This window comes from Mongoliitalea sp., from assembly GCF_054166905.1.
In genome coordinates this window covers 397,071-423,532 of record NZ_JBSZCK010000040.1, presented here as the reverse complement: position 1 = coordinate 423,532, position 26,462 = coordinate 397,071, and the positions used below count along the sequence as shown (strand labels likewise).

24 protein-coding genes and 1 tRNA gene are annotated in these 26,462 nt (G+C 39.1%); 13 read left to right on the top strand and 12 right to left on the bottom strand.

Going from position 1 to position 26,462, the window contains the following annotated elements; translation table 11 throughout:
* Nucleotides 1-37 precede the first annotated feature (37 nt).
* Nucleotides 38-109, bottom strand: a tRNA-Glu gene (locus tag ACXIUD_RS16035).
* 189 nt (nucleotides 110-298) lie between these two features.
* Between ACXIUD_RS16035 and gap the strand changes: the two genes are divergently transcribed.
* On the top strand, nucleotides 299-1,288 hold the full coding sequence (gene gap / locus ACXIUD_RS16030; RefSeq protein WP_458053655.1) for a type I glyceraldehyde-3-phosphate dehydrogenase: 990 nt from the start codon (nucleotides 299-301) through the stop codon (nucleotides 1,286-1,288).
* Here the strand turns inward: gap and ACXIUD_RS16025 are convergent.
* Both ACXIUD_RS16025 and ACXIUD_RS16020 read right to left on the bottom strand, forming a co-directional pair.
* Nucleotides 1,285-1,632 carry a hypothetical protein gene (locus ACXIUD_RS16025; protein ID WP_458053654.1) on the bottom strand — a complete coding sequence of 116 codons (348 nt, stop codon included), beginning with the start codon at nucleotides 1,630-1,632 and terminating at the stop codon, nucleotides 1,285-1,287. The two genes, gap and ACXIUD_RS16025, sit on opposite strands and share 4 nt — an antisense overlap.
* Nucleotides 1,632-2,852 carry an NAD(P)/FAD-dependent oxidoreductase gene (locus ACXIUD_RS16020; RefSeq protein ID WP_458053653.1) on the bottom strand — a complete coding sequence of 407 codons (1,221 nt, stop codon included), beginning with the start codon at nucleotides 2,850-2,852 and terminating at the stop codon, nucleotides 1,632-1,634. Before ACXIUD_RS16020 ends, ACXIUD_RS16025 begins: the two co-directional genes overlap by 1 nt.
* Before the next feature lie 199 nt (nucleotides 2,853-3,051).
* Between ACXIUD_RS16020 and ACXIUD_RS16015 the strand changes: the two genes are divergently transcribed.
* The 6 genes from ACXIUD_RS16015 to ACXIUD_RS15990 all read left to right on the top strand — a co-directional run bounded on the left by ACXIUD_RS16015 (nucleotide 3,052) and on the right by ACXIUD_RS15990 (nucleotide 9,730).
* Entirely contained in the window at nucleotides 3,052-3,828 is a 777-nt protein-coding gene (locus ACXIUD_RS16015; protein ID WP_458053652.1) for a molecular chaperone DnaJ, read from the top strand.
* A complete protein-coding gene (locus tag ACXIUD_RS16010) occupies nucleotides 3,825-5,159 on the top strand; it encodes a YfcC family protein (RefSeq protein ID WP_458053651.1) in 1,335 nt (444 codons plus the stop codon). The genes ACXIUD_RS16015 and ACXIUD_RS16010 overlap by 4 nt, the downstream gene beginning before the upstream one ends.
* 28 nt (nucleotides 5,160-5,187) lie before the next feature.
* Complete coding sequence (locus ACXIUD_RS16005) at nucleotides 5,188-6,216, top strand: patatin-like phospholipase family protein (protein WP_458053650.1); 1,029 nt, start codon at nucleotides 5,188-5,190, stop codon at nucleotides 6,214-6,216.
* On the top strand, nucleotides 6,213-7,229 hold the full coding sequence (mgrA, locus tag ACXIUD_RS16000) for an L-glyceraldehyde 3-phosphate reductase (RefSeq protein WP_458053649.1): 1,017 nt from the start codon (nucleotides 6,213-6,215) through the stop codon (nucleotides 7,227-7,229). Before ACXIUD_RS16005 ends, mgrA begins: the two co-directional genes overlap by 4 nt.
* Nucleotides 7,230-7,319: 90 nt before the next feature.
* Nucleotides 7,320-8,444, top strand: coding sequence for a pyridoxal phosphate-dependent aminotransferase (locus tag ACXIUD_RS15995; protein WP_458053648.1), 1,125 nt, complete (start codon nucleotides 7,320-7,322; stop codon nucleotides 8,442-8,444).
* Between the two features lie 59 nt (nucleotides 8,445-8,503).
* Nucleotides 8,504-9,730, top strand: coding sequence for a DUF4236 domain-containing protein (locus tag ACXIUD_RS15990; protein WP_458053647.1), 1,227 nt, complete (start codon nucleotides 8,504-8,506; stop codon nucleotides 9,728-9,730).
* Here the strand turns inward: ACXIUD_RS15990 and ACXIUD_RS15985 are convergent.
* From ACXIUD_RS15985 to ACXIUD_RS15975, 3 genes are all read right to left on the bottom strand, one after another.
* Complete coding sequence (locus ACXIUD_RS15985) at nucleotides 9,716-10,282, bottom strand: hypothetical protein (protein WP_458053646.1); 567 nt, start codon at nucleotides 10,280-10,282, stop codon at nucleotides 9,716-9,718. The genes ACXIUD_RS15990 and ACXIUD_RS15985 overlap by 15 nt on opposite strands.
* A 122-nt stretch (nucleotides 10,283-10,404) precedes the next feature.
* Nucleotides 10,405-10,662 carry a YtxH domain-containing protein gene (locus ACXIUD_RS15980; RefSeq protein WP_458053645.1) on the bottom strand — a complete coding sequence of 86 codons (258 nt, stop codon included), beginning with the start codon at nucleotides 10,660-10,662 and terminating at the stop codon, nucleotides 10,405-10,407.
* 103 nt (nucleotides 10,663-10,765) lie between these two features.
* The gene (locus tag ACXIUD_RS15975) at nucleotides 10,766-11,905 is read right to left on the bottom strand and encodes a DUF1573 domain-containing protein (protein WP_458053644.1); all 1,140 of its coding nucleotides are present in this window, start codon (nucleotides 11,903-11,905) and stop codon (nucleotides 10,766-10,768) included.
* Nucleotides 11,906-11,934: 29 nt separating this feature from the next.
* Here ACXIUD_RS15975 and trpS point away from each other — a divergent pair, with 29 nt between their 5' ends.
* Nucleotides 11,935-12,909, top strand: a complete 975-nt coding sequence (gene trpS / locus ACXIUD_RS15970) for a tryptophan--tRNA ligase (RefSeq protein ID WP_458053643.1) — start codon at nucleotides 11,935-11,937, stop codon at nucleotides 12,907-12,909.
* A 94-nt stretch (nucleotides 12,910-13,003) separates the two neighbouring features.
* Here trpS and ACXIUD_RS15965 read toward each other — a convergent pair whose 3' ends face one another.
* The 5 genes from ACXIUD_RS15965 to ACXIUD_RS15945 form a co-directional block, all read right to left on the bottom strand.
* A complete protein-coding gene (locus ACXIUD_RS15965; RefSeq protein ID WP_458053782.1) occupies nucleotides 13,004-14,551 on the bottom strand; it encodes an AbgT family transporter in 1,548 nt (515 codons plus the stop codon).
* Between the two features lie 151 nt (nucleotides 14,552-14,702).
* Complete coding sequence (gene serA, locus ACXIUD_RS15960; protein WP_458053642.1) at nucleotides 14,703-16,595, bottom strand: phosphoglycerate dehydrogenase; 1,893 nt, start codon at nucleotides 16,593-16,595, stop codon at nucleotides 14,703-14,705.
* A gap of 234 nt (nucleotides 16,596-16,829) precedes the next feature.
* Nucleotides 16,830-17,759, bottom strand: a complete 930-nt coding sequence (locus tag ACXIUD_RS15955) for an ROK family protein (RefSeq protein ID WP_458053641.1) — start codon at nucleotides 17,757-17,759, stop codon at nucleotides 16,830-16,832.
* Between the two features lie 49 nt (nucleotides 17,760-17,808).
* Nucleotides 17,809-18,303: a YkgJ family cysteine cluster protein gene (locus tag ACXIUD_RS15950; protein ID WP_458053640.1), complete on the bottom strand. Its 495-nt coding sequence runs from the start codon at nucleotides 18,301-18,303 to the stop codon at nucleotides 17,809-17,811.
* Nucleotides 18,304-18,419: 116 nt separating this feature from the next.
* The gene (locus ACXIUD_RS15945; RefSeq protein WP_458053639.1) at nucleotides 18,420-19,250 is read right to left on the bottom strand and encodes a CvfB family protein; all 831 of its coding nucleotides are present in this window, start codon (nucleotides 19,248-19,250) and stop codon (nucleotides 18,420-18,422) included.
* A gap of 220 nt (nucleotides 19,251-19,470) precedes the next feature.
* Between ACXIUD_RS15945 and ACXIUD_RS15940 the strand changes: the two genes are divergently transcribed.
* The 3 genes from ACXIUD_RS15940 to ACXIUD_RS15930 all read left to right on the top strand — a co-directional run bounded on the left by ACXIUD_RS15940 (nucleotide 19,471) and on the right by ACXIUD_RS15930 (nucleotide 21,687).
* On the top strand, nucleotides 19,471-20,358 hold the full coding sequence (locus ACXIUD_RS15940; RefSeq protein ID WP_458053638.1) for a 3-hydroxyacyl-CoA dehydrogenase family protein: 888 nt from the start codon (nucleotides 19,471-19,473) through the stop codon (nucleotides 20,356-20,358).
* A gap of 73 nt (nucleotides 20,359-20,431) precedes the next feature.
* Nucleotides 20,432-21,049, top strand: a complete 618-nt coding sequence (locus ACXIUD_RS15935; protein ID WP_458053637.1) for a deoxynucleoside kinase — start codon at nucleotides 20,432-20,434, stop codon at nucleotides 21,047-21,049.
* 92 nt (nucleotides 21,050-21,141) lie between these two features.
* Nucleotides 21,142-21,687 (top strand): ferritin, encoded by a 546-nt coding sequence (locus ACXIUD_RS15930; RefSeq protein WP_189579036.1) that lies wholly within the window; start codon nucleotides 21,142-21,144, stop codon nucleotides 21,685-21,687.
* Between the two features lie 14 nt (nucleotides 21,688-21,701).
* Here ACXIUD_RS15930 and ACXIUD_RS15925 read toward each other — a convergent pair whose 3' ends face one another.
* A complete protein-coding gene (locus ACXIUD_RS15925; protein ID WP_458053636.1) occupies nucleotides 21,702-22,460 on the bottom strand; it encodes a 3-keto-disaccharide hydrolase in 759 nt (252 codons plus the stop codon).
* A 116-nt stretch (nucleotides 22,461-22,576) separates the two neighbouring features.
* Between ACXIUD_RS15925 and ACXIUD_RS15920 the strand changes: the two genes are divergently transcribed.
* Nucleotides 22,577-25,114 carry a M14 family zinc carboxypeptidase gene (locus ACXIUD_RS15920; protein ID WP_458053635.1) on the top strand — a complete coding sequence of 846 codons (2,538 nt, stop codon included), beginning with the start codon at nucleotides 22,577-22,579 and terminating at the stop codon, nucleotides 25,112-25,114.
* Nucleotides 25,115-25,126: 12 nt separating this feature from the next.
* Nucleotides 25,127-26,392 carry an aminotransferase class V-fold PLP-dependent enzyme gene (locus tag ACXIUD_RS15915; protein WP_458053634.1) on the top strand — a complete coding sequence of 422 codons (1,266 nt, stop codon included), beginning with the start codon at nucleotides 25,127-25,129 and terminating at the stop codon, nucleotides 26,390-26,392.
* Nucleotides 26,393-26,462: the final 70 nt, after the last annotated feature.

The following is a 26,462-nucleotide window of genomic DNA, read 5'->3' as shown; positions in this document are numbered from 1 at the left end:
GGCAAAAAAAGACACTGATAAACAGTGCCTTTTGTAGTAGTCCGTACGGGAATCGAACCCGTGTTTTATCCGTGAAAGGGATACGTCCTAACCCCTAGACGAACGGACCATTTTATTTGAGAAATACCCCTTTTTGAAATGGTGATGCAAATATAGGAAGTCAATTTTATATTCCAATAGGGTGCCAAAAAATATTTGGAAACAATCCTTCAAATTACTGAAAATAAGGACAAAAAATTATTTATAGGCTTTCATTCCCAACTTTATTAACTTCGCCGCCTGTAAGCTGTAGACCCAAATGAAAAAGAAACGAGTTGCAATTAATGGTTGTGGTAGAATCGGAAGATTGACATTTAAATTGTTGTTGGATTGTGAAGATTTGGAACTGGTAGCAGTGAATGACCTTACTAACCCAGAAACTTTAGCACATTTACTTCAATATGATTCCATTCATGGAAAGTACCCACATCTTATTCAGGTAGAGGATGGTTATCTTCATGTCAAAGGTAGAAAAATAAAAATCTTTGCTGAGGCTAACCCTGCCAATATCCCTTGGCATGAACAGGCCGTAGATGTTGTTTTTGAATCCACTGGGAGATTTACTCAAAGTACGGATGCAGCCAAACACCTCTATGCAGGCGCAAAGAAAGTAATTATCACTGCCCCTGCCAAAGGAGACATTCCAACGATTGTTCTTGGTGTTAATGACTACATTTTGAAAGGAGATGAACCTATCATTTCCAACGCCTCTTGTACAACCAATTGCTTAGCGCCAATGGTGAAGGTCTTGGATGAGCATTTCGGCATAGCACACGGCTTTGTATCCACGGTACACTCCTATACAAATGACCAAAACCTGCATGATGCCCCTCACCGGGACTTGAGACGAGCACGAGCCGCAGCTTACTCCATCATACCTACCACTACTAATGCCGCAATTGCGACAGAATTGGTTTATCCTGCCGTGAAAGGAAAAATCGAAGCATCTGCCATGCGTGTTCCTGTACCGGATGGTTCATTGACAGATATGATTGTGAGCTTGGAAAGAGCGACCACTGCCAGGGAAATCAACGAGGTATTTAAAATAGCTTCAGAAACTTACTTGAAGGGAATACTATCGTATTGCACTGACCCAATAGTTTCTATAGATATCATAGGAGACCCACACTCCTGTATCTTCGACGCAGGTCTTACATCAGTCAAAGGAAACCTATGTAAAATCGTTGGATGGTATGACAATGAAGCAGGGTATTCTAACCGACTGGTAGATCTAGCCCGAAAAATTTAAGCTTCTATGAGTGGTTTGATGTAGTCAATTGCTTGATCAACCTGCTGCTTGAAAACTATTAAATGGTCACGGAATGCGGGGGAAAACCCATTTTCCTCCAAAATATCCTTTCCTTCATACACGACTCTTGTAAGTTCATGCATTTCGAATAGAGATAAAGAAGGCTTTACTTTATGCCTGATTTCTTGAATAGTAATCATATTCTGCTCCCGAGCCCCTATGATGTAGCGATCCTTGAGCTCATTCAGCGAATTATAGAGTGCCAAAACCAATTCATTTTTGAATTCGGCATCACCTTCCGTCATGATGTCGATTTTCTCTAAGTTAATAGGGGGATTTTCCATTATGGTAATTTTTGACTATTCTTTCCGGCAAGGTATCCAGTACTCCAAGCAGCTTGAAAATTGAATCCACCAGTAATACCATCGATATTCAATACCTCACCAGCAAAAAACAAACCTTTAACCAATTTACTCTCCATAGTATCTGGATTTACAAAGTTAAGATCAACACCGCCAGCCGTCACAAACTCCTCTTTAAAGGTCGTCTTTCCTTGGATGGGTACAATATAGCAAAAAAGATTTTGAACGAGTTTATTGAACAACTTTTTTGATAAATTTTCCCAAACCTGCTCCTCAGAAATACCTGATTCTGCCACAAGAAAAGCCCAAAGCCTCTGAGGAATTCCAAAAAGAGGGTTCGTACTGATTTTCTTCTTGGGATGCTTAGCTTTAAAAGCTCCAAGATTTAAAATCAGTTCTCCTTCTGTCCAATCAAAACCCCAACGAATATGAGCATTAGCGGTGTATTGCATTTCAGCTAGCCATTCTGCACCAAAAGCAGAAAGCTTGAGGACAGCGGGACCGCTGATGCCCCAATGCGTGATCAATACAGGACCTCGATACAATAATTTGGTCCCTTCCAGTTTGACAGAAGCATCCGGCATCGAGATCCCCATCAAGGATTTCAAGGGTGATTGGGGAGTATTAAATGTAAACAATGAAGGAATTGGATCTGAAATGGTATGTCCAAGTTTTTGAATAAACTCATAGCCTGAAGATTTAGGACTCCCTCCTGCGCAAATAACCAAACGATCAAAAACGAATTTATTTTTAACCGTATGTACTTCAAAGATTTCACCCACTTTTTCTATCCTTTGCACATGCTCGTTCAACCTCAGACGGATTTGCTTTTGGGTTGCTTCTTGCACTAAGACATCAATGATACTTTGAGAACTGTCAGTAACAGGAAACATACGACCATCCTCCTCAGTCTTGAGTACTACTCCCCTACTTTCAAACCAATTAACCGTATCTGGCATAGCAAAATCACGAAATACTTTTTTCAAAAAATTAGCCCCTCTTGGATAAGACTTGATCAATTTGGAAATCTCTGGAGCATGGTGCGTGACATTGCACCTTCCACCTCCTGATATTTTGACTTTTGATAAGACCTTAGAAGTCTTTTCTAGAATTGTCACCTCTGTATGGATGGATGCAGCATGAATAGCAGAAAAATAACCTGCTGCACCTGCACCGATGATTCCAATTCTTAATTTTTGCATAGCTTGATCACCTGCTTTTAAAACTTCCAAAATTCCTTCTCTTACGAATTATCCAACAAAATGAAATCAAAATTACATTCAAAATTGTGAACCAACCATCAAATGATACGATTTTTTGCAGAAAACATGCAGTATCCAAAACCAATTAATGCTATGTTTGATTGTAAGTTCATAATATCTGAAAGAATACCAGAAGTCAATGAAAATATTGAACCCAAATATACATATCAAAATAAGTTTTGCCCTCATGCTATTGTTTAGTTGCCTGTTTGGAAACTTAGAGGCGCAGGTACGTCCCAATCTTGGCAACACCTCCAGATTGATGAATAGCGCACTGTCAGAAATGGAAAAAGGAGATTATCAAAAAGCCAATACGTTTTTTAGACAGATCATCGAAAGTAATCAACCCATTCCTCCAGAAATGCCTTATTTCTTTGCGGAGACTTTATTTCAATTAGAGCAATACGACAACAGTCAAAACTTTCTTACCAGATATCTTCAAATCAATGGATTCAGAGGAGAAAATTACCAAAAAGCTAAAGACTTAGAAGAGCGATTAAAAGAGCCATTAAAAGCCATTCAAGCCTGTGATTTGTGCGACAGAAGAGGCTATCGATATGCTTTGTGTACCACATGTGAAGGGGAAAAAACAATCTCACAAGCTTGTAATTACTGCAAGGGGCGTGGGGCAGTTGGCTGTAACCGATGCTTCGGGAAGGGATTGATAACCCGAAGAAATATATTTAACATCGTAGAATACCATGAATGCGGTCAGTGTAGTGGTCAGGGAAAACATACTTGTCCACAATGTGAAGGGAGTTTAGAAGAGGTAAGTGATTGCCGTACATGCAATGGCTTGGGTAGAATGGTGGAAGAAAATGTGTGTAATCATCAAGCTGCGCCTAAGCATATGTCGCTTGTATTCCAAAAATTGCAATCTTTGCATGCGAATACAACTGAGCAACCCAACCCATGAAAAAACTTTCCTTTCCGCATCCTTTGATTATCATGCTGAGCTTTGTTTTTCTTGCCTCAGCACTAACATACGTAGTGCCTGCAGGAACTTTTGATCGGGAATTGGATGAAGCTACGGGTAGGGAAATTGTTGTCCCGGGAAGTTATACCTCTCAAGGTTCTAATCCTGTCAGCATTGGAAAAACATTTTTATCTATACCTGAAGGAATCATTGAAGGTGCTGAAGTAGTAGTACTGATACTCATCATTGGTGGTGCTTTTTATGTGGTGGACCAGACAGGTGCATTTCAATCAGGATTGGAAGTTTTGGTGCATCGCTTTAAAAATGCTAAATCCTCACTCCTGATAATTGTCGGAATGCTTTTTGCGACGGCTGGCGCTTTGAATGGTCTGCAGGAAGAAATCATTGCCATGGTTCCTGTTTTAATGATTTTGGTGGGAAAAATTGGGTACACTCGAATTGCAGGTGTAGCGATAAGTCTAGGATGTGCTCTCATAGGTGGCTCTTTTGGCCCTACCAATCCATTTTCAGTAATTATCGCCCAAAAAGTAGCTAATGTAGATGTCTTTTCCGATGGCATGTACCGTATGGTATTTTTTCTCATTGCGTTGACTGTATGGATAGCTTATGTCATTAAATATGGCAAAGACAAACAAAGCGTAGAATCCACTCAAGTAGGAAATAAACAGGTGTTATCATGGAATCATAGCCTCATTCTGTTGCTTGTGGCACTTACTTTCACTGTCATGATTTACGGTTTGACAAATTGGGGATGGGATTATAATGAAATGTCAGCCATCTTTTTTGTTTTGGGCATGAGTGCTGGCATTATCGGGAAATTGGGAGTAAATGGAACAGCCAAAGCCTACTCTGCCGGTTTTGCAGAATTAGTTTTTGCAGGTGTAATCGTAGGTTTGGCAAGAAGCATCTACCTTGTTCTTCAGGAAGGTCAAATCATCGACACCTTGATCTTGGGTCTTTTTAACCCACTGGAAAACCTACCAACTGCTTTATCGGCATTTGGAATGTTAGTAGCGCAGGCAATCCTCCATATCCCTGTTCCGAGTACTTCCGGTCAGGCTGTGTTAACAATGCCACTTTTGAGTCCATTGGCAGATTTGATTGGAATGTCAAGGCAGGTAGTTGTGCTTGCATATCAATATGGTGCAGGGATGATGGATTTGATTACTCCTAGTAATGGTGGATTAATGGCTATCCTTACAGCCGCAGGAATCTCCTATAAAGACTGGGTTAAATTTGCTTGGAGACCTTTTTTAACTATTTTCGGAATCGCCTCAATATCAGTAGTATTAGCAGTATTTTTGTTGTAAATTAGGGGACCACTAACCACCTTTTACAATGAAAAAAGTAGCTATCCTTTCCATCGATGGAGGAGGTATCAGAGGAATTCTACCCGGTACCATCCTCAGCAAAATCGAACAAAAAATTCAAGAACGCACACAAAATTCCCAAGCCAGACTACTCGATTATATTGATTTTGTCGCAGGAACGAGTACAGGGGGCATTTTGGCCTGCGGCATGTTGATCCCAGATATCTCCAATCCAGGGCGTCCTATGTACACTATGGAGCAAGTAGTCAAGCTTTATTTGGATAATGGTGAACAGATATTTAATAAACCCATAGGCCATAAAATTCGCACACTTTTTGGCGTTAGAGAAGAAAAATACCCTAATGCTAATTTGCTCAAGGCATTGAAAGAATATTTTAAAGACTATTATCTCAGTGATTTACTTCGACCTTGCTTATTTACTGCCTACGATATAGAGACCAGGAGTGCCAAATTTTTTAAATATGGAAAGGCCTGCGACCATGAATCCTTTGACTTTTTGGTAAGAGATGTGGCCCAAGCTACCGCTGCAGCGCCAACTTATTTTGAAGCAGCACAGATTTTATCCAGAAAAGGTGTGGCTCATGCCTTAATAGACGGTGGGGTATTTGCCAATAATCCTGCCATGTGTGCATATGCAGAAGCTAGAAAATGTGATTTTGGTGATATCCATAGACCAAGCTCTAAAGATATGCTCATGCTTTCTGTTGGAACTGGAAGTGTTAAAGAATCCATCCCATTCGAAAGGGCTAAGCGGTTTGGACTGGTCCAATGGATTAGGCCTTTGATTGATATCATGATGTCTGGCAATTCAGAAACTGTTTCTCACCAATTAGAATGGTTATTTGATGCAGGAAACAATCCTGAGGGTTATATTCGCATCGAGCCTGAATTACATAAGGCTAAACCAGCTATGGACGATGCCAGCAAGGAAAATATGAAAGCTTTGGAGGAAGCTGGAGAGTTTTATGTGACCGAAAATGCTGAATTTGTCGATTCCATTGTAAGCAAATTAATAGAAAATAAAACCCCCTCATGAGAATAAACGACCACAATCCCCTCCCACCCTATAATGCAAAGCCTGACCGCTATGACCATATGCAATACCGTAGATGTGGAAATAGCGGAATCCAACTTCCACTTCTATCCTTGGGCCTATGGCATAATTTTGGTCACAATGGAAATTTCACCCAAATGCGTCAGATTATCCGGTCTGCTTTCGACGCTGGAATTACCCACTTTGACTTAGCCAATAATTATGGTCCCCCTTTTGGTTCTGCTGAGGAAAACTTTGGACGGATTCTGGCAACTGATTTGAAAGGGTATAGAGATGAATTGATTATTTCCTCAAAAGCCGGTTGGGATATGTGGCCGGGACCATACGGAAATCTGGGTTCTAAAAAATATCTTATCGCTTCCTTAGACCAAAGTCTTAAGCGGATGGGCCTAGACTATGTAGACATATTCTATCATCACCGTCCAGACCCTGATACACCCTTGGAAGAAACAATGGAAGCTTTAGCCTTGATGGTCAAGCAAGGTAAAGCACTTTACGTAGGTATTTCCCAGTACAGCGCCGAACAAACCGCTCAAGCCTACGAAATCTTACAATCTATGCAGATTCGACTCTTAATCCATCAACCTCGGTACAGCATGTTTGATCGCTGGGTTGAAAATGGGTTATTGGAGACACTTCGTGAAAAAGGAATTGGAGGCATTGCATTCTCCCCCTTGGAACAAGGTATTCTGACGGACAAATACCTAAATGGTATACCAGCTGATAGTAGAATTGCCACTGATGGCAGGTATTTGACCCCAAGCAATCTCACACCAGAGGTATTGAATAAAGTTCAAAGATTAAATGTGGTCGCTCAGCAAAGAGGACAAAAACTGGCTCAAATGGCGTTAGCTTGGATTTTAAGAAAACCAGAAATTACCTCCGTACTTATAGGTATCAGTAATACACAACAGCTCCAAGAGAATATCGCCACCTTAGAAAATCTCCATTTTAGCGAAGAAGAAATTCAAGCGATTGAAAACATCCTTTCATAGTCAAAACAAAAATCGACCAAACATCCCAAGGAGTTTGGAAGTAGGAGTTCATTATAGTAGCTTATTGCATCATTCAGGAAGAAACAAACTATGAAATTATCAAGAAGACAATGGCTTAAAAGTGCAGGCTTCATCGGCGGAACTACACTCTTGACTGGTGCGCAGGCCAGTAGCTTATTGACCAAGGAAGAAATTAAGAAATTCAACCCAAGGAAAATGAGTATGCCCATTCGCCTTGGAAGTAATGAAAATCCCTATGGCCCATCCGAAAAGATGAGGCAAGCCATGATAGAAGGATTCGAATTAGGTTGTCGCTATCCTTGGTCCTACAATGCAGCACTTCGTGAAAAAATAGCTCAAAAAGAAGGGGTTCCTTCCGACCATATTGTTCTTGTAGCCGGTTCTACAGAAGGATTGAAAATCACAGGAATCACCTATGCCGGTCCTGGAGATGAAATAATATCGGGTTTGCCAACCTTCTTATCATTGATGAACTATGCAGAGGTCTGGGGTGCTTCTATCAACTGGGTTCCTTTGAATAAAGATTACGATTACGATTTGGAGGAAATTGAAAAAAGAATCTCTTCAAAAACCAAGCTAGTCTTCCTTTGCAATCCAAACAACCCTACTGGTAAACTCTTACCTGCCCAGCAAGTACTGGATTTTTGTGAATCTGTCAGCAATAAAACCATGCTCTTTAGCGATGAGGCTTATTGTGATTACATTGAAGATCCAAACTATCCTTCCATGGTGGAATTGGTAAAAAAAGGAAAAAACGTTATTGTATCCAAAACACTTTCCAAAGTATATGGCTTGGCAGGAATCCGATTAGGCTACTTGGTAGCAAGACCTGATATAGCTGAAAAGCTTTCTGAGCGTGTCGTAGCCAATACGAATATCATGGCAATTGAAGCAGGGAAAGCAGCCCTAGATGACCAAGAGTTCTATCAATTTAGTCTCAAGAAAAACCTTGAATGCAGAAAGCTGATAGAAAATACATTAGATCAGCTAGCATTAGAATATTTACCATCTCAGGCAAACTTTGTTTTTTTCCATGCGAAAAGGGATGTATCCAAACTTGCAGATGAATTTATGGCGAAAGGGATTGTTATCGGACGCCCCTTCCCTCCTCTCAATGACTGGTGCAGGATAAGTACTGGTACCATTGAGGAAGTTCAATTATTTAATCAAGCAGCTTTGGAAATCTTGGGATAAATCTTTCTTGAAAGATTTTCGTAGGATTGGGATAAATTAAATGCTTATAACTGCTGCCTATGCCTTTTTATGTTAGAAAAGGACTGAACTTTGGTCCTTTGAGAGTAAATTTTTCCAAATCTGGAATTGGATTATCCGCTGGAGTTACTGGTGCTAGAATCGGAGTAAACTCACAGGGTCGGGCATATGTCCATGGGGGAAGACATGGCTTATATTACCGAAAAAGTTTGGGTAGTGTCACTGGAGTAAATGGCAGGAACACCACTTACAGTGGAACTATTGAAAGACAACCATCTATCGAACTATTTCAAGATACAGGGCTGACTTTTCCCTTGGTAGGCGTTCAAAAAGACGAACTTAATCTTCCAGCTTTGAACAAGGAAGTGAGTAAAATCCCTTTAGGAATTGCAGGTATCATTGTCCTTTGGTTTGTATTTAACCCGTCTATCTTACCTGGTGTTGGTTTGCTTGTCTCTGCTGCCTTGGTTTATTATTGGTATCAGCAACAGCATCAACAAAAATTAATCTCCAGAGCATTTGAAGCACTCAAAGAACTTACTGTTACAAAACAAACAGTTGAAGAATGGCAACGACATACGGAGGGTATTAAAGGTATAAACCAAGCATCATTGGCTATTCATACTGCTTTTTGCTGGGCAGAAAATCAACTAGCAGATGGAGAATTAAAAAACCTACCTGAAGAATTCACATTTCTACCCATTCAAGAAAAACAAGTAGAAGAAATCAGCATCTATCTCTACCAAACCATTGTAGATGAATCACTAGTGGACCATCAATTATCTGATGCAGAAGAAAAGCTAATTCGGAAGTTAGAAATCAATTGGAACTTACCACTTCAAAAAATTGAGGAAGAAAAAAACCTAGTCAGTCAGTTTAAAGAATTACGAACAATCCAAGAGGAAGAGCTGCAACAAATAACTTTTAGTAGGGAGATGGTTCGATCCGAGGAAGGTTATTTTGAAGGTCAAGGCAAATTTTTAATCAAACGGATTTTGAATTCCTGGCAAGAAAATCGTCAGCGAATCAAGGAAGTGGGATACGTGGTAGACCTAGAAGGTATTTTCAGAATCAGTAACAGACTAATTGAAATCCAAGATGGACATCAAACAAGAAGCTATCCAATCAAACAATTACTTGATATCACACTTTCTTTAGAAGATGGAGTAATTGAACTCACATTTCAAAACCGTAAAAATCCAGTAATTATTAGCAGTGATGAGTTAATAAAAGCTTCAGGAATACTCAGCAAATTAATGCCCACCTGATTCAGTTGATTCTCCTGGAAAGAATGGAAAAACAGACGGGGAGATAAAACTATCCGATCGCTTTAGGTTTTTTTCTTTCAGATAAAATCTTCTGAATTCATCATCCACTATTTGTACGCCATCTTCTGTATTTTGATTGAAACGGAGCTTCCTTTTGGTTACTAGATTAAATAAAGGTAAACCTAACTTAGATAGAGGAATAATTCTTTCTTCGAATTGTGGGTTTTGTTGATTAAGTAAAAGATTCATGCCAAATGGTGTGAAAATCACAAAAAGCAATCGCACTTGACCTCGAACCTTTAATTGGGTTTGGGAATCGTATTGTGTAAAAATAAGCGGATGCTCAAAGCTGTGGATTTTTGGGTTTTTACTGGTATCATCCTCATCTAGCAAGGTGAACTCAAAAGGCTTTCCAAGACAAATTCCCAAACTCATCCCACTTTCAAATTTTTTAAGAGGAATTAGTTTGTCGCCAGCATTTACCTCAATAAAAAAGTAACCAGAAACAAAATCTGCGAGATTGTTATGGGGAAGGAAAACTTCTGTGTGCATAGGTTCAAGGTTTGCATAAATCTAAATGAAAAATTTTTTATATCCAAAAAAACACATTTTAGATATAAAAAAACGTTTAACAAAAAAAAGAGCCCCGAAGGACTCTTGCTTTCATTTATTACTTATTTCGTTAACTTTTCAGCCTCCGATTTAGCTTTTTTAGCTAGTTTTTCAACTTCATCAGTAGCTTCATTTACCTTTTTGGATAATCCATCAAAGTACCCATTCAACTTGCCGGTAACCTCATCTAAATACTCTCCGCTCTTTTTACTGATTTTCTTTCTAGTTACCTCTCCTTTTTCAGGGGCAATTAAAATACCGATTTGAACACCTACAACAGCACCAACTAGTGCACCTAAAAGAAATTTGGTAGAACTCATAACAATTATGGTTTTTTGGTTAGAAATGATTTTATTTAGGACTAATTTCCCACTCTTATTACAACAAGAGTCATACCATTATACGAAAATTTGGTTTTAAAGTTTATTTAATCATACTTCTAAGCGTAATCGTTTGGACAGGATTGATGGGATCATTGGTGAAAAGTGTGATATGTTTATGATCAATACCACGCCTACCTTTAGGGTCAAATGAGATACTTATTTCAACTTTTCCACCCGGTAAAATTTCTTTTTCTTCTAAATTAACAATGACACAATCACAATTAGTACTAACCTTACGGATCAAGAGAGGCTCTTGTCCTAAGTTACTCAAAACCAGTGAACGCTGAACAGTACGAGAGGAATTGATTTCTTTAAAATCGATTTCAGATTCAGAAAGTAAAAGTCTTGGAACCATCTTTTCCATACTTTTTGGGATAGGTTCAAAATATTCAAAAGCTGTCCCCATAAGCGTAAGATCAATAGATGCATTTGCATCTTCTGTCAAAACCTTTATATTTTCTGAAAAAAATCCCAAATCCCCAATCTTTTCTGCATCAGCAGTAACCGCTAATAGAGCTCTGGAGGAAGGTGCCACCTTTCTTGGCTCCAAAGTAAACTGTACATAAGCAGGCCATGGTTGTTCCATTAGGTCCTTAAAAGAAACCGAATCTTTACCAAAATTGTACACATCATAAAATTTAACTTTTGGTTCGTTGGTAAATAATTGCCCTAGGTTGATCGAAGGCAGTCTGAATCCTAATTCACCTTTTTTATACGGAAAATTTCTCTCAGCATCGTCTATGACTGGAAAGTTAATACCCTCCAAAATCAAGGTATCACCGTATATATCCAAGTTTGTCCGAACCAAGATAAGCTTCGCAAAATCTCCCCCTCGATAATCTGACTCATAACTAACCTTGATACTAAGCAAACCATCAGCTACCAAGGTATCACGACTATAACCAACCACAGTACATCCGCAATCTGTAATTACATCTGTAATGAACAATGTATCAGCATGAGGGTTGGTAGCCAAAAACTCCACAGTAGTCACTCCATTTTCGGCCAAAACAGGGCCGAGATAAATTGACTTTTGTTGCCAATTCAGGAGTTTACGCTCAATCTCCTGAGCCTCAGAGAGATTATACGTCAATAAAGAAATGAATGAGAATAGTATAAGTTTAACGGCATGCTTCATGTGCGCAAATAACGTTAAAATTCGAGCGAATTGTACCTGCATTTCCTTAATTTGCACCAAAATTTAACAAAATGGCAAGAGTTTTAACAGGCATTCAGAGTTCTGGCAGGCCCCACATGGGTAATATACTGGGAGCAATCGTTCCTGCAATTAAGCTTACCAAGGACACCTCCAATGAGTCTTTTATTTTTATAGCAGACTTTCATTCACTGACATCCATCAAAGATGGTGCATTACGTAAAGAAAATACCTTGGCAGTAGCAGCAGCATGGCTGTCTTTTGGTCTGGATATCAATAAAACTGTTTTCTACAGACAATCCATGATTCCTGAGGTGACAGAACTCACTTGGTATCTTAGTTGCTTCACTCCTTTCCCCATGCTAGCCAATGCACATAGCTTCAAAGATAAATCTGATCGTCTTTCGGATGTGAATGCAGGCTTATTTACCTATCCTGTTTTAATGGCTGCTGATATCTTGCTCTACAGTGCAAATATTGTCCCGGTTGGGAAAGATCAGTTACAGCATTTGGAAATGGCCCGTGATATGGCGAGTTCCTTCAATCACCGCATGGAAGAAGATATCTTGACACTTCCAGAAGCTAGAATTTCCGAGGAAGTAATGATTATCCCTGGTACCGATGGACAAAAAATGAGTAAATCTTATAATAATTTCATTGATATTTTTCTACCTGAAAAGGAATTGAAAAAAAATGTTAATAGCATTATTACAGACTCTACACCCTTAGAAGAACCAAAAGACCCGGATACCTGCAATGTATTCAAACTATATAGTCTGATGGCTGAAAACGACCAAATACAAGCTTTGAGAAAAAAATACTTAGCTGGTAATTTCGGTTATGGACATGCTAAAAAAGAGTTTTTGGATCTCATTCTCACAAAATATCAAGAAGAAAGAAAAGCTTTTGATTACTTCATGGGCAATCCTCAAGAATTGGAGGCTAAACTAGCTGCGGGGGAAGAAAAAGCCCGTCAAGAAGCTCAAATAATCCTAACGAAAGTCCGTCAGAAATTAGGATTCAGATAAAACAAAAGCATTGATCGAAATACATCCGAAGTTTTCTATCAATGCTTTAAAAAATATAACCACAACTCACAGAAAACCTGTGAGTTGTTTATTTTTAGAATCCTACATATTCATAAGAAGCTTGGATACCCAAAGGAATTCCCAGTGCCCAATAAAGTAATAGGAATAATGTCCAAGCAACCAATAAAACCAAGGAATACGGAATCATGATCGATACCAATGTTCCTATACCCGTGGACTTTACATACTTCTGACAGAACACTACAATAAGCGGGAAGTACGGAAGCAATGGTGTGATGATGTTGGAAACGGAATCCCCAACTCTGTAAGCTGCTTGGGTCAAGTCAGGAGAAATACCCAATTGCATCAACATAGGAACAAAAATCGGGCTGATCAGCGCCCATTTTGCCGATGCAGAGCCTACCAATAAATTTACAAAAGCAGTCAATAACAAAATCCCCACAATAGTCACCTGACCCGGTAGCTGCAAGGATTGCAGGAACTCTGCTCCTTTCAATGCTGTCAATGAACCAATTTTAGATTGGGTAAATGCATCGATAAATAGTGCACAGAAAAAAGCCATGACAATGTAATAGGACATACTTCCCATGGACTTACTCATGGACATGACCATGTCTTTCATGGAAGCATAGGTTTTGGATGCAAAGCCATAAACCATGCCGGGAACCCAGAAAAGTACGAAAATGAGTGGTACAATACTTTTCATCAAAGGAGCATCTCCTGCTGTAATCTTTCCTTCAGGATTTCTCATAGCCGAACCTTCAGGAATAACCCAAATAACCAACAGTATTACACCGGCAAACAAGGTACCAAAGGCTTTCCAAAATGCCTTTTTCTCGGCGGATGTAATGGCATCCATTTTGGGTACATCTTCCAAATTTTCATCCACAGGCACATTTTTTTGCAACCTTGGTTCAATGATTCTATCTGTGATAAACCATACCACTGCAATCACTACTATAGAAGACAAAGAAGTGAAATAGTAGTTGTTTAAGGGGTTTAAGACAATATCAGGGTCAGTGATTTGGGCAGCGGATTGGGTAAATGATTGAATCAGCGGATCAATACTTGATGGAATAAAGTTTGCTGAAAAGCCTCCAGAAACTCCAGCAAAAGCGGCCGCAATACCAGCCAAAGGATGCCTTCCTGCGGCATAAAAAATCACCCCGCCCAAAGGAATAACCAATACATAACCCGCATCCGCAGCTGTATGACTCACAATACCAACTAAAACCAAAATTGGAGTTAATAACATTTGAGGAGTTACACCCAATACATACTTCAATCCAGCATTAATAAACCCACTGTGTTCGGCAACACCTACGCCCAACATCGCCAATAGAACCACGCCCAAGGGAGCGAAATTGATAAATACAGATGTCATATTGGCAAAGAAAGCCGCCATACGGTCTGCCTGAAGCATGTTTTGAATTCTTAAGGCTTCCCCTGTACGAGGGTCAAATGCATTAAAATCTATTGGAGCCAATAACGCAGAAATAATCCACGTAAGAATCATCAATCCCAAAAACAAGATCGCCGGATCAGGCAATTTGTTACCTGCTTTTTCGATAATATCAAGAAACCTGTCCAAAAAACTCTTCTTTCCAGTAGCTGTATTCATCATAAGTCAATCGTGAAATTTGCCAAAAATAAGAAGCTTGTGGCATAATCAAAGAATTTCCTCAGTTCTATCCAGAATTAAAATCAAAAAACCAAAAAAGGAGTGCCCAATGGACACTCCTAATGAATACATCAATCAATCCCTGATAGTATTAATACAATACTCTGAAACGAATGGTCCCAGGAATATTTTTCATCGCCTCAATTACCTCTGGTGAATAGACTTTATTAATATCGGTAATCACGTAACCAATAGACTCATTTGTTTTCAAATACTGCCCTGCGATATTGATTTCATGATGTGCTAAGCATTGATTGATTTTCGCCAAAATACCCGGCTCATTTTGGTGAATATGTATCAATCGGTGAGCATCTTTTAAAAATGGCAATTGAATATTTGGGAAATTTACAGAGTTGTAAGTATTTCCTGTATTGATATACTCCATGATTTTGCCAGGAACAAATCGTGCGATATTTACCTGTGCCTCCAAAGTTGAACCTCCAATGTGAGGGGTAAGAATGGTATTCCGCAAACCAATCAACTCTGAAGCGAAAGGCTCATCATTATTTTTCGGCTCCTCAGGGAAAACATCCACTGCTGTACCTGCGATATGTCCTGAATCCAACGCATCTCTTAAGGCTTTGATATCGACTACATGGCCCCTACTCAGGTTTACGAGATAGCTTCCCTTTTTCATCATGCCTATTTTCTCTGCATCAATAATGTTTTTGTTATCCTTACGACCATCTACATGAAGAGATACCACATCTACGGTTTGAAGCAATTCTTCTAAGGAATCCAACTTCGTAGCATTTCCTAAAGCCAACTTCTCAATAACGTCATAGTAGTACACATCCATACCCATGTTCTCAGCCAAAACGGATAGCTGTGCACCAATATTTCCGTAGCCTATAATCCCAAGTTTTTTACCACGGATTTCAAAGCTACCTGTTGCAGATTTATCCCAAATACCCTTGTGCATTCCCATGCTTTTATCATGAAAATTACGCATCAAGAAGATGATTTCAGCAATAGCCATTTCCACTACAGAACGAGTATTACTAAATGGCGCATTGAATACAGCAATTCCTTTTTTAGTGCAGGTATCTAAGTCTATCTGATTCGTTCCAATACAAAAAGCTCCAATAGAGATCAACCTATTCGCATTTTCCAATACCTTTTTGGTCACATTCGTCTTGGAGCGAATTCCCAAAATGCTGACGTCCTTAATTTTTTCAGCCAACTCATCCTCAGACAAAGCAGAAGAAATAACTTCTACATTGTAACCTTCTTCTTGCATCAATCCAACACCTATGGGGTGTACATTCTCTAGTAAAAGCACATTGATGCGGCTTTTGGGGTAGGAAAACTTCTTATTCATTTTGTTGATGTATAAAATTTCATCTAAACTTGGTGCTATATGGTCTGCTTTAGAGGTCACTTTCGGACGAGCTACATTTTCGGTAAAGGCATAAAATTTATTGGCCAGTCCGGACTCTTTTATTTCATAGTCTGTATATCCATCTCCAATTACGTAAATATCTCCATCTAAATGAAGACTTTTGATCACTTCTGGTTTACCACCATTTTTTGAAAGAACACTATCTCTATCAAAATCAATGATTTTACCAGTTTCATCATAAATAAACTCATTAGCAAATACATTCTCCTGTGGAATACCATACTCTCCCACGATAGGCATGATAAAATCCTTAAAACCATTAGAGATAATAATAATATCTTCCGCATGCTCCTGTAAAAATTCTTTATTGCGATGAAAAGATTTGGAAACTTTTTGCTTCAATGAAGCAATCAACTCCTCGATTTGGGATTTATCAGCCTGCAAAATATCCAATCGACGCTCCAAACTTTCCCTAAAATTCAATGAGCCCTCCATACCAAGATCAGTAATTTCTTTGATTGCTTTCAGTTTCTGCTCTTTTTCAGGGTCTTTGGCTAAAGATATCTCCCCTAACACATCCAAGGCTTCAACTTGGGTAAAGGTACTATCGAAGTCAATGATAAATTTCTTATTTCTGGGCATTGGAGTAAGTAAATTTTGTAGAATCAATGTTCAAAATTAGGATTTTATTAAAAAAATCACGGTTTTATTAAGAAAAATACTTTTGGACTTTTATCACATACGATAAGAAATCGATTGCAGGGAATTTAAAGCCAGCTTTTCTACACATTTCTAAATTGAAGAAAAATCTTATCCAACAAAAATGCCACTGAAATAATCAACTCAGTGGCATCTTATTCTATCTTTTATATTGGATTAATTATCTTCCATAAAACACAAAGCGGCCGCACCAAGTGTACCTGCATTATTTTCTAAGGTAGCTTTGGTCAAGACCAAATCTTGAACGTAATAAGGTGTTAGGTATTGACGAACTGTTTTTTCCAAGGATGGCATCATAAATTCCAAACCTGCTGAAATCCCTCCTCCAAAATACACATGCGTCACATCTAATAAGCGGATAGCCGATACAATGGCTTCCCCTAAGATTCTCCCAACCTCCTCAAAAACCATCAAAGAAACCTCATTGCCACTTTTTGCAGTATCTACCAATAGATGCGTTCCCAATTCCTTATCCGCTAGATCTCCGACCAAACGGGGATAGCCTTTAATAAATCGATCCAATATTCTAAGAATGCCACCTCTCCCAATCAACTTCTCCAACCCTTCATTGCCTCTTGAAAGCATATGCCCCATCTCCATGGCATTTCCTCGGCTACCTTTGAAAACTTCTCCATTCAAAATGAGGGCACTGCCGATTCCTGTTCCCATGGTGATAAACATAAAGTTTTCAGGGGGATTATTTTTACCATAGCGATACTCACCAATAGCAGCTGCAGCAGCATCATTTTCTAGAAAAAAAGATATGTTGGGGTATTTTTCCTTCAAAGCTCCTTTCAAATTAAAGCCATTAAGCGAAGGAATTGCAGGAATTTCTAAGGTTGTGGTCCTATCTTTAGAAATCAATCCAGGCAAACCAATACCTACTTTGGATACCTCAGGATACTTGGCTAAGATATCGGCCATACCATCTACAAATTTGGCATTGAAACCTTTAGGGTCGTCTCGGTATGGAGCTGTTTCAACTTTATCAAAAGAAAGAATCTCACCTGATTTATTGACCAAACCGATTTTTAGATGCGTGCCTCCTACATCTACACCTAAAAAATATTGCTCTTTGTTACTCATACTTGTTCATTCAATAGGTTTTAGCCTCTAAAATAGCAAAGACTTTTGCTTACTTCCTAAAATCTTTCTCAAAGTCTTGAAAGATTTCGAAAACAACTGGGCATACTAATGTGTTACGCAAAGTCAAATTTAAAATACCATGCATATTTTTTCTGTTGGTATGTGGATATTCTCTACAAGCCTTTGGACGCTCCTCATACACCAGGCAGGTATTGTCAGAATTTAGAAAAGGACAAGGAGAGCTTTTGAGGACAAAATCACCATCAGCATCCCTAAATAAGTACTCATCTATAAACTCAGAAGGCTTCATTCGAAATACCTTCGCCAATCGTTCAATGTCAGTTTGAATAAAAATTGGGCTCGTAGTTTTGCAGCAATTGGCACATGTAAGACAGTCCATGTGTTGGAATTTTTCCTCATGAGCGGTGGAAAAATGCTGATCCAGTTCTTTGCCCTTCACCCGTTTCAATTTGGGAAGTAATTTTTTATGCTGCCCAAATGCAGACTTACTCAACTTCCCGAAATCATCCAAAAATTCCTCCATAGAAAACAACTAAAACACCTTTATAAATGATAAAATTTAGATATTTATTTGGACTTATGCAATTTTTATAGTAAGTTCGATTTCAGTTTTGGCTATTGGCAGAAAATTATAAATGCTTATTCGATAATTTCAATACCATTATCCAAAATCTTGATTCTTTGAGCTTTATATAATTGACCAATCGACTGTTTAAAATGCTTTTTACTCATTCCCAATAACTCTTTGATAGACTCAGGGGATGATTTATCATGAAGGGGCAAAAATTTTCGGACTTTTAAGGTTTCCAGAATTTTTTCAGCCCCTTCCTCGTATTTTGCCCTTCCGATAGGGAGTAATTGCAAATCTATTTTGCCATCCTCTCTTCTCTTTTTGACAAATGCTTTTTTGCGATCACCAACCTGCACATCCTCAAAGACCTCATTTTTGTAAATCAACCCTTCAAAATCCCCATCGATCAAGGCTTTGAAACCCAAATCTGTTTCCTCAAAAATCAAAATTCCTACTTCTTGACCGGTTTCGAATCCTTGGGTATCCCGAAGTAAAAAATCCTCATATTTCGACACACCAATCAATCGCTCGGTTTTGTTGTCTCGGCAGAGCATAACCAAATATTTTTCTCCCACTTCCATAGGCTTTCCCATCTCAGCCTTGGGAACAAACAAATCCTTTGGTAATCCCCAATCTAAAAACGCTCCAAATTTAGTCACTTCCTTTACCTCCAACACTTCAAACTCATCCAATAACATCTTTGGACGGTTAGTCACAGCTACGGGTCTATCTTCACTATCTGTGTAAACAAAAACCTCCAATTCTTCTCCTTCTTTCTCTTCACCTGTCAAGTATGATTTTGGAAGCAATACCTCTCCCCCGTCTTGTAATGCCAGATAGGCTCCGTGTGGTGAAAATCGATTGATAAATAATGAACTAACTTTTCCTAATTCGCGCATAATGGTAATAAATTCCCTATTTAGGGGTTGAATGAAAAGGACAGGACACGCCTACCTTGTTACTTTTTGTGTAAATATCTGTCAAAGGTACACAAAATCTAATTTGATAAATTGCAAATCCTTTTCAATCGACCTAGATTTGAACACTCATTCAAAAGCCTAGTTATTGGTACATGGCTTAGTTTTGAACTTACTTTAATAGAATTAAACCCAAAAATTCATGAAAAACATCGCAGTAATCGGTTCTGGAACCATGGGGAACGGTATCGCCCATGTATTTGCTCAATATGGATATGAAGTGGCTTTGATTGATATCAATCAGGAAGCATTGGAAAGAGCATTGGCTACCATTAGCAAAAATATGGATAGACAAGTATCCAAAGGAACCTTATCCGAAGATGATAAAAAAGTAGCTGTAAGCAGAATCAAGTCCTTTACTAACCTTGCAGAAGGTGTGGCAAATGCCGATTTGGTCGTAGAAGCCGCTACAGAAAACATTAGCATCAAACTAGATCTTTTCCGTCAATTGGACGAATTATGCAAGCCTGAGGCCATTTTATCTACCAATACATCATCTATTTCCATCACCAAAATCGGAGCAGTAACCAAGCGTCCTGATAAAGTAATCGGTATGCACTTCATGAACCCGGTACCAGTGATGAAATTGGTGGAGGTCATCCGTGGATATGCTACTTCTGATGAAGTGACTGCTACAACTATGAACCTTTCCAGAAAACTGGAAAAAGTCCCTGTAGACGTAAATGATTATCCGGGATTCGTAGCCAACCGAATTTTGATGCCGATGATCAACGAAGCTATTTACACCTTGTATGAAGGAGTAGCCGGCATTGAAGAGATTGACACTGTTATGAAACTGGGTATGGCTCATCCAATGGGGCCTTTACAATTGGCAGACTTTATCGGATTAGATGTGTGTCTTTCCATCTTAAGAGTCTTGCACGATGGCTTCGGAAATCCTAAATACGCACCATGCCCGCTATTAGTAAATATGGTAGAGGCTGGTTACAAAGGTGCAAAAACAGGGGAAGGCTTCTATAAATACACACCTGGAAGCAAAGAACTCGTAGTTTCTCCAAGATTTAAGTAATACTAACCACCTATAAAGGCTATTCTACAAGTGAAGATTTACTTGTAGAATAGCCTTCTTTATCCAATCCAGTATGCACATAGCAGTATCCGGCAACATCGGTAGTGGCAAAACTACCTTATCCATCAAATTAGCCAAACATTATGGTTGGCATGCAGAATTAGAGGCAGTAGAAAACAACCCCTACCTTGCTGATTTTTATGAAGATATGAAGCGTTGGTCTTTCCATCTGCAGGTTTTTTTCTTAAACAGTCGGTTCAATCAAATTCAACGAATCAGAGAGAGCGGAATGTCTGTTATACAGGACCGTACCATCTATGAAGATGCCTATATTTTTGCTGCTAATCTTGCTAAATCAAATCTGATTTCGGAAAGGGATTATGAAAACTATCTGGCTTTGTTCCACTCCATGATCAATTATGTGAAAGCACCCGATTTATTGATCTATTTGAAAGCCGATATTCCAAAACTGGTTGGTCAAATCGAGAAACGAGGTCGGCATTATGAAAACTCTATCCGTATAGACTATTTGAAAAATCTTAATTCTCACTACGAAGAATGGATTGGAGGGTACGACAAAGGAAAACTATTGATAGTAGATGTAAACGATATGGACTTTGTGGCGCATCCTGAGGATTTTGCATCCATTCTCCAAAAAGTAGATCGAGAGATTTATGGTCTTTTTTCTTGATGTTTGGATTTAAATTAATACCAATTCTAAATTTCAAGATACAGGAACTAATGCACAGCAAATTAGTTATGTTTGTATAAATGACTATTACTATGAAAGGAAAAGAAATCGTAACGCTACAGCGTTCACTTTTGCACGATACAGAGGATTTACTCAACAAGCAAATAGAGATGGAAGGTAGATCTTCTGCCTATTATTTGTCTATGGCTTCTTGGTGTCACATGATGGGCTATGAAAATGCCGCAAAGTATCTTTATACACATGCAGATGAAGAAAGGATGCACATGATGAAGATATTCCACTACATCAACGAGGCTGGTGGACACGCCTTGCAACCAGAAATCACTGGTATCAGAAATAATTTCAATTCATTGAGAGAAATCTTTGAATTAATCTTGGAACATGAAATTAAAGTCACAAAGTCTATTAATTCAATTGTAGACCATGCATTCTCTGCAAAGGACTTCGCGACCTTTAGCTTTATGCAATGGTATGTAACCGAGCAAAGAGAGGAAGAAACGATGGCAAGAAGAGCTGTTGAACTCTTCGACATCATCGGAGAAGAAGGTATTGGCCTTTGGACAATCGATCAAGAAATTGGTAAGTTACACCAAGCAGCTCATGGGTCTCAAAATTGAGACCCATTATTTTTTTATAGTTTCCTAACCCAAATATTCCTAAAACTCACCAAATCTCCGTGATCTTGCAGTTTAATGGGCAAAGCCTCAGGATGTGCTTTGTAATTTGGAATTCCAATATATTCGGTTGGACCTTTGAGCTCCACGTTATTTTGTACCAAAACTCCATTATGAATTACCGTCACCCGTGCAGGTGATACCAACATACCATCTGAATTGAAGCGTGGTGCAGTAAAGAAAATATCATAAGTATTCCATTCTTGAGGAGTTCTCATCGCATTGACCAACGGTGGATATTGCTTATACACACTTGCTGCCTGACCATTGGAATAGGTCTTGCTTTCATAAGAGTCTAAAATCTGAATTTCATAGGTTGACATCAAGAAAACTCCTGAATTCCCTCTCCCCTGCCCTTCTCCTTTAATTACATCCGGTGCAGACCATTCTAAGTGCAACTGTACATCTCCAAAAGATTCCTTGGTCTGTATATCACCTGTTCTTGGGACTACTGTGAATGTTCCGTTTTCAACTTTCCAAGGTGCCGACGATCCATCTCTGACAGATTCGAATTTATCCAACGATGTTCCATCAAAGAGAATAATAGCATCTGATGGCGGTAAGTGATTCTCTTTTCCGGGAGTAACTTTTCTTGGAACTGGCTCCCAAAATTCCGTTGCTTCTGGTGGTAATTTGATGGTTTGCTGCTGTGCAACTACCTGTTGAATACATGCGAATGAAAGCAGAAGGCTTCCAAAAAGGAATAGGTTTTTCATAGGATTATATTGTTTGATTTTCAAAATACTGCATATCCTACACATTCAAAAACCATTGGTGGATTTTTGGTTGAAAGTAGAACGAAAAGCGAGTACTTTCCACAAAATTACTATCTATGAAAAAGCTTTTACTGTTGATCTTAGGACTGACTATTGGTTTAAACACCCTCTATGCACAAAATTCCTATTTCTTCCCAAATGAATCATTCAACCCCAACATAACTTCACCAAAAGACTTTTTGGGTTATGAGATCGGTGAATGGCATACACGCTATGATCGTTTGATCAGTTATTTTGAGCATTTAGCGCAATCCTCACCCATGGCTACCATGCAGACAATTGGCTACACCAATCAACTTCGCCCTTTGGTTGTATTGACCATCAGTAATTCCTCCAATATCCAAAATCTGGAAAACATCCGAAAGGAACATGTCAAACTTGCAGACCCAGCACAAGCATTACCGGATGTGAACTCCATGCCAGCAATCATCAATTTAGCCTATTCGGTGCATGGAAACGAACCATCCGGTGGTGAGGCTGCAATTCTGACTGCCTATTGGCTGTTGGCCTCTAACAATCCTTTGGCCGAAGAAATCAGAAATAATTCGGTAGTCATGATTGACCCTGCCATCAATCCAGACGGACGGGACAGGCACAGCAACTGGGCTAATATGCATAAGGGCAATCCTCCAGTTGCGAATTCATTAGACAGAGAACACAATGAAATTTGGCCATCTGGCCGAGTGAATCATTACTGGTTTGATTTAAATAGAGATTGGTTGCCTTTGGCCCAAGTGGAGTTGCAGCACAAACTCAAGTGGTATCATCAATGGTATCCAAATGTGGTGGGAGATTTTCATGAAATGGGCACCAATAGCACCTATTTCTTTGAACCAACCAAACCATTTAGCAGTGAAAACCCAGTTGTTCCCCGCAAAAACTACGAAGACATCAACAGCAAATTTGCTGGATATTTTGCCAAATCTTTAGATGAAATAGGCTCACTTTATTGGACCAAGGAAGTCTTTGACAACAGTTATCCAGGCTATGGAAGTACCTACCCTGATATTCAAGGAGGATTAGGAATTGTTTTTGAGCAAGGAAGTTCCAGAGGTCATATTCAGGAATCGCAAAGAGGAGATATCACCTTTGCATTTACAATTCGCAATCAATTGAAAATATCTCTTGCTACACTAGAAGCAGGTGTCAAAGAGCGGGTGTATATGCACCAATATTTGCGGGAATTTTTTGAAACTGCCGTAAATGAAGGAAATAAAGACAGAATTAAATCCTATGTTTTTGGAGACCCATTTGATGATAGCAGAAATCAGCTGTTTTTGAAATTATTGATGGACCATAAAATACAAGTTTATGAAAACCCAAAAGATATCACGTTGAATGGAAAGACTTTTACCAAAGAAAAATCATGGGTAGTTCCAACCAATCAGGCTCAGTATCGAATGGTCAGAACCATGTTTGAAAAAGTGACAAGCTTTGCAGATTCTGTTTTTTATGATGCTTCGTCGTGGACCATGGCCTTGGCTTATGGAATCCCTTATGAGGGGCAAGCAACTTCATCTATTGGACAGCAGCTAACTTCAATTCCTTCAATAATTATAGATTTTCCAGCTAATGACTCTTATGTGGCCTATTTAGTAGATTGGTCGGATTACTTTGCCCCTAAGTTTCTTCATCATTTGCAGAGCAAAGGAGTACATGTTGAAGTAGCAGCCTTACCTTTCACAGCAGCTACCCAAGCTGGTAATCGACTATTTCCCGCCGGAAGTTTGATGATCCCAACTGCCTTTCAAAGCATGAATCCAGATCATCTTCAGGAAACGCTAGTAAATGCTGCAAATCAAAGTGGACAAAAAGTTTTTGCCACCAAAACAGGTTTGAGTCAATCTGGGATTGATTTGGGAAGTAATAATGTATCAGCCGTACGGGTTCCAAAAGTCTTGATGCTAATTGGTCAAGGTACCTCTCAGTACGAAGCTGGAGAAATCTGGCACTTGCTCGATACCAAGGTAGGTATGCCTATTACTAAAATGGATGTGAGTTTATTCTCCCGTGTAAATCTATATGATTTCAACACCTTGATTCTTCCCTCTGGCAATTATAATATGCTGAGTACAGCTCAATTGAATCATTTGAAAGACTGGCTTAACCGTGGGGGGACAATTATTTCCTTGCGACAAAGCAGTTTATGGCTACAAAGCAGCGACATTACCAAAGAAGAGTTTGTACTGGGAGAATCCAAGCAGGCTGAATTTATTCCGTTTGCGTCGAGAAGAGATGCAGCAGGTGCACAAAATATTGGAGGAAATATCTACATGGCAAGCTTAGATCTTACGCATCCATTAGCTTTTGGCTACCAGTCCAAACACCTTCCTGTTTATAGAAATTCAACCATTTTTATGAAGCCCTCCAAAAATCCAAGCAATACCCCTGTACGGTATACAAACAGTCCATTATTAGGTGGCTATGTATCTGCTCAAAACTTGGAAAAGGTGAAACAAAGCGCTTCTATTTTGGTGAGTAATGTTGGGCAAGGCAGGGTTATTCACTTCATTGATAACCCCAATTTCCGAGGAACTTGGTTTGGAACCAATAAGCTGTTTCTGAACGCTATTTTCTTTGGTGACAAGCTATAATTATTTTCACACATGAACAAACGAGATTTTCTTAAATCATTGGCAATTACTAGTGCTGCTGGTATTTCTTCCTTTGAGGCACTTGCTAACAGGTTGGGACAATTCCATGATTTCTCCTCTGAAGAACTAGCCTCAAATGAAGATTACTGGACAATCATTCGCTCGGGCTATAAACTAAAAGAGGACTATATCAATTTGGAAAATGGTTATTACTGCTTTTTACCCGAACAAACACTCAACAAGTATCTCGAAAAAATAAAGGAAATCAATTACCAAGGTTCTTGGTATTTCAGAACTGTTCAATGGGAAAATAAGGATAAAACCGCTGCTCGCTTAGCCCAGGTTTTTGGAGGAAGTCCGGATGAATTGGCAATTACAAGAAACACCACAGAATCACTGGATATCATCATTTCTGGCTACCCATGGCAAAAGGGTGATGAGGCTGTTTTTGCGCATCAGGATTATGGGAGCATGAAGAACATGTTTGAATTGGCAGCTCGAAGACATGGGATCATCAATAAAATCATCGATGTGCCCCTTCACCCTGAGAATGATGAGGAGATTGTTAGAGTCTATGAAGCTGCCATCACTCCTCGAACCAAATTGATCATGGTCAGTCACATGATTAATATTACAGGGCAGATTTTGCCTATCAAAAAAATCTCTCAAATGGCTCATTCCTACGGGGTAGAAGTGATGGTAGATGGTGCACATTGCATAGCTCACTTTGATTTCAAGATAGATGAACTAGACTGTGACTATTATGCTTGTAGCCTCCATAAATGGCTATCTGTACCACTTGGAGCTGGTTTGTTGTATGTGAAAAAAGATCATATCAGTAAAATTTGGCCCCTACTTGCTCCCTATGAATTGGATCATCCCAACATAAAAAACCTCAATCACACAGGCACACATCCAGTAGCTACTGATTTAGCTATCAATGATGCATTGGATTATTTTGAAGCTGTCGGTGCCAAAAGAAAAGAAGAACGCTTACGATACCTACAGCGCTACTGGTCTGATCAGGTACGCGGGCTACCAAGAATTCTACTCAACACTCCTATTGATCCAGATCGCTCCTGCGGAATTGCGAATGTTGGTATAGAAGGTATCGAACCAAACCTGATGGCCAAAACCTTATTGGATGATTACAAAATTTATACTGTAGGGATAAACTATGCAGGAGTCTATGGATGTAGGATTACTCCGAATATTTATACTACCACAGCAGAGCTCGATTCTTTTGTAAAGGCATTAAAGGAAATGAGTCAAAATTAAATTTTTGGAAATTTTTACAAAGATATCTTGCATATTGTTTGATTAGTTTCAACATTTGTGTGCGTTTAAC